General features: G+C 53.3%; 2 protein-coding genes and 2 pseudogenes. 1 reads left to right on the top strand and 3 read right to left on the bottom strand.

The features are described from left to right. Positions 1-90: 90 nt before the first annotated feature. A pseudogene (locus AC1DLB_RS24335) lies at positions 91-700 on the top strand (IS66 family transposase); the annotation flags it as partial. A gap of 209 nt (positions 701-909) precedes the next feature. On the opposite strand, the gene AC1DLB_RS24330 reads toward AC1DLB_RS24335, so the two are convergent. The 3 genes and pseudogenes from AC1DLB_RS24330 to AC1DLB_RS24320 all read right to left on the bottom strand — a co-directional run. Further along, entirely contained in the window at positions 910-2304 is a 1395-nt protein-coding gene (locus tag AC1DLB_RS24330; protein ID WP_018928262.1) for an undecaprenyl-phosphate glucose phosphotransferase, read from the bottom strand. 491 nt (positions 2305-2795) lie between these two features. Continuing rightward, a complete protein-coding gene (locus tag AC1DLB_RS24325; RefSeq protein ID WP_018928261.1) occupies positions 2796-3464 on the bottom strand; it encodes a winged helix-turn-helix domain-containing protein in 669 nt (222 codons plus the stop codon). 38 nt (positions 3465-3502) lie between these two features. Beyond that, positions 3503-3781: pseudogene (locus AC1DLB_RS24320) on the bottom strand (EAL domain-containing protein); the annotation flags it as partial.

Genomic DNA, 3781 nt, shown 5'->3' with positions numbered 1-3781 from the left:
GCAGGCAACTTCCTCCGTGCGTGATTAATTTGGCGTTTGGGGATGTTGGTAGTCCCTGCATTGTCAATCTGGTTCGTGTGACGAGGGGGCAAACCGTTGCCCGTCGACCTGCCCCGAATCGAAGTCATCTATGAACTTTCTGAGCGTGAGCTGACGTGTGCCCACGTCTGTCATGAACACGCCATCGGCGAGGAGGTCAGCGAACAGCTTGAAATCGTTCCGATGCAGATCCGCGTCTTCAAGCGTTTTCGCAAGATCTATGGTTGCCGCGATTGTGAGTCAGCACCGGTGAGGGCGGATAAACACGCCCAACTAATTAAATAATATGGCCAGTCCGAGCGTGCCGGCCCTGTTGCTGACGACCAGATACGTCGATGTCTACCGCTTCACCTTTTCGAAAAGGTCCTGGGTCGTTACGGCATCGATATCCCGTGTCAGAGCTCGGCCCGCCTCACAGGCCGGTGATCCTTTTGACTAATCCATCACCGGGCCCGGGAGGTGGCGACGAGCTTACTTGATGGCTATCTACACCGCGCTGGATGCTGATGCTGCACAGGCAGGCGTTGAGCGTTTGCGCAGTTGAGCGCATGCACGGCGAAAGTTCTTCGATACGCAAAAAGTGCAAACCAAAGACAAGACGGGGCGTGCGGATATCGCGCTGAACCTGATCAACAGGCTTTTCGGCATCGAGCGCAGCCTGCCGGTGCTAGCTCAGCTTACGGAGGGTAGCCTTTCCTTGAGCAACGCTTCCCCACCACTCTCCAGACAACCTCACAAAGAATTTGAATTTGGTTATGTTTTCACACGAGGAGTGGGATGAAGCGGTGGGGCGGGAAATCCGGAGCAGTCAGAGAGCCTGACTGCCCCGGTAGCTAAGCTGAAGAATAAACGGGGTGAAAGTCGCAGCGATTAATAGATGTCCTTGGAAAAGAGCGTAAAGGGCGTCTTGATCAGGATCTTGATGTCGAGCCACAACGACCAGTTGTTGATGTAGTTGAGGTCGATCTCCACGCGCTTTTGCATCTTGTCGAGGGTCTCGGTTTCGCCACGGCAGCCACTGATCTGGGCCAGCCCGGTGATGCCCGGTTTGATTCGATGACGGGCCATGTAGGCCTGGATCTTGCCGGTGTAGTAGTCGTTATGGGCAATCGCATGCGGCCGCGGTCCGACCAGCGCCATATGGCCTTGCAGTACGTTGAAGAACTGCGGCAGTTCATCGATGGACGTGCGTCGAATGAAACGGCCAACCGGGGTAATGCGTGGGTCTTCACGGCCGGCCTGGCGGACTTGATGGTCGTCGTGCAGGCGCATGGAGCGGAATTTCCAGACCTTGATGATCTTGCCGTTCCAGCCGTGCCGTTCCTGTTTGAAAATGATCGGCCCCGGGGAGGAGATCTTCACTGCGACGGCAATCACCAGCAGCAGTGGACTGAAGGCGATCAGCGCCAGGGCGGCGAGACCTCTGTCCAGCAGGGTCTTGCTGAGTGCCGCTGTCGGGTAACTGGTCAGCGGGCTTTCATTGAGGTGGATGGCGGGCAGGCCATCCAGCTCGCTGACGGAATGATTGAGCAACGTCATGCTGCCCAGGTCGGGAACCCAGACCACATCCACATTCGAGTCGAGAAGGTCGATGTACAGCGCTTCGACCTGCTTGGCTTCGCTCAAGGGCAGCGCGATGTACAACCGCCGGACATCGTGCACCCGGATCAGCTCGCGCAGCTCCTGCAACTGGCCCACRATCCGGTGGGTATTGACGTTGGTCGACAGCTCGTTGGGTTTTGAGCTGATCAGGCCGACCAGCGGCGGATACTCGGTTTTGGCCAGTTTGTCCGCCAGATTCACCGCCAGTTGGTCGGTGCCGATGATCAGGGTGTTATTTTGGCTGTGCAATTGCCGGTGGTAGTGTCTGGAAAAACTATGCAGAGGCAGGTACAGCAAGGCCTGCACGCAATAACCTGCCACAGCCCAGACCATGATGATTTCCCGGGAGAACAATTCGCTGGTCTTGCTGAGAAAGCCGATGCTGGTCAGGCCGGTCAGTGTCAGCAGCCACCCCAGCAGCAGTCGACCCAGGCCGGAGAGGTATCCATGCTGCTTGTGATAGACCAGCAGCAGGGAGTAAGAAGGGACCGAGCCCAGGAAAGTCAGCACGGCAAGCACACGATAATGAGCTTCGATTTCTCCTGTCTGGTACAACGCCAGAGCAAATAACAACGCATTGACCGAAGTGATGGCAATTATCCATTGCCCCCAGAAGGTCAGTCCTTTGGATATGCTGTTTCGATTAATACGATTATGTACCATCGCGGTGTCCCTCGGGCGTGCGCCACGTTGTGTATCAGTCGACGGTTAATAAATGGCAGCCGCGCGCAAAGGCTGAGCGAGCGCAGTTCGGTCAGAGATTATTTTTATTATTGGAAGGGAATAACGCGGGCTATGGCTGGCCATCCGAATGTTGTTTTCAAGTCAGCTGATACGGTTGTCTCAGTGTCCGGTTTTTATACTAGTACCTTAATCTTTGTGGGTGTCTGACGAATTATAACGGACACCACTTCCAGGGCTCATGTTATAAAAGGTCGTGCTCTTTTATTAGGAGGGCATCACTAAATCGTCTATAAAATTGCAGCATTCCGATAAGCGCTTGCCCGCCATGGGGAGGGATCCGGCAGGAACTATGGAGAGAAATATGTGCGAGGGACAGGCGGCGGGAAGTACGAGGTGAGGTGGTTAGGCAGTCAAGCGGTATCGGGTTGAGCGGGAAATCGCATTTATTGTTATTGTTTTTGCGATTTCAATCAGTATGCGATTCTGATCCTTTGTGCCAGGCAATAACCACGGTTTCTGACCGAGCGAATCAGGCGTTCCCCGTTGGCGGCAGTCTTGAATTTTTTCTGCAGTCGGCTCAAGCACATTTCAAGGCCGCTGTAATTCTCCGGGTCTTTATCGATGCGTAGAATAAGATCGTTCTTGCTGAGTACCCGTCGATCACTGATGACCAGTTGGGTGAGCATTAACGATTCGGTGCCGGTCAATGGGATGGTTATATCTTCCTTGATTAATGTTCTGTCGTCGGCATTAAACCACCAGATGTCGGGGTTCCCCTGCGACTCTTTAACCCGGCTGACTGCAGAGATGAACTCTTCGTCTGCCACCGGTTTCTTGAGAAATCCATCAACCCCGAAGTGCGAGAAGTGATGAAGTTCTGAATGCTCCGAGTTGGGAGTTATGAGTATGATTTCCGCATCTTTTTGATTTTTGCGGATAAAGCTGACATCGCTCAGCGAGATATCGGCCTGGTCGAGCAGGATGTGCGTGAATCGACTCTTTCGGATGCGTTCGCTGCTGAGTTTGCCAGATTCGATTTCAAAAGATAGATGCAGGCGTTGTGCGAGAAGCGATTCTATAGCTTGTCGTGCCAGTTGATCTCGGGTGAAAATTAGAAAGCTGTTGTTTGGCGTATTCACAATAAGGCTCCTTCCTAGTTTGGTGAAATTTTTTAAGCTTAAATAACCTCGGTAGGCGAGTAGTACCGCCCCTGGAAAAAATCGAAAGGCATGCTGCGGGCCAGTGTGTGCAGTGCTTTGTGCTCGACCCGGTCCGCAATGAATCTGATTTTGCTGTCATGGATCATGCTGCTCAGGCAGTCGTAAGACCTGTTGAAAAAGTCCTGACTGTTATCGACCATGATGTCGAAATTGGACCGGGTCAGGTCCACTTTTATGTAATCGAACAGCTTCGGGCTGATCAGTTTTTCAGCGCTGTCATCGCTTAAGTCATAGCC

This window comes from Pseudomonas sp. 05N434 (assembly GCF_056396965.1).
This window is presented reverse-complemented; position numbering and strand designations above follow the sequence as displayed.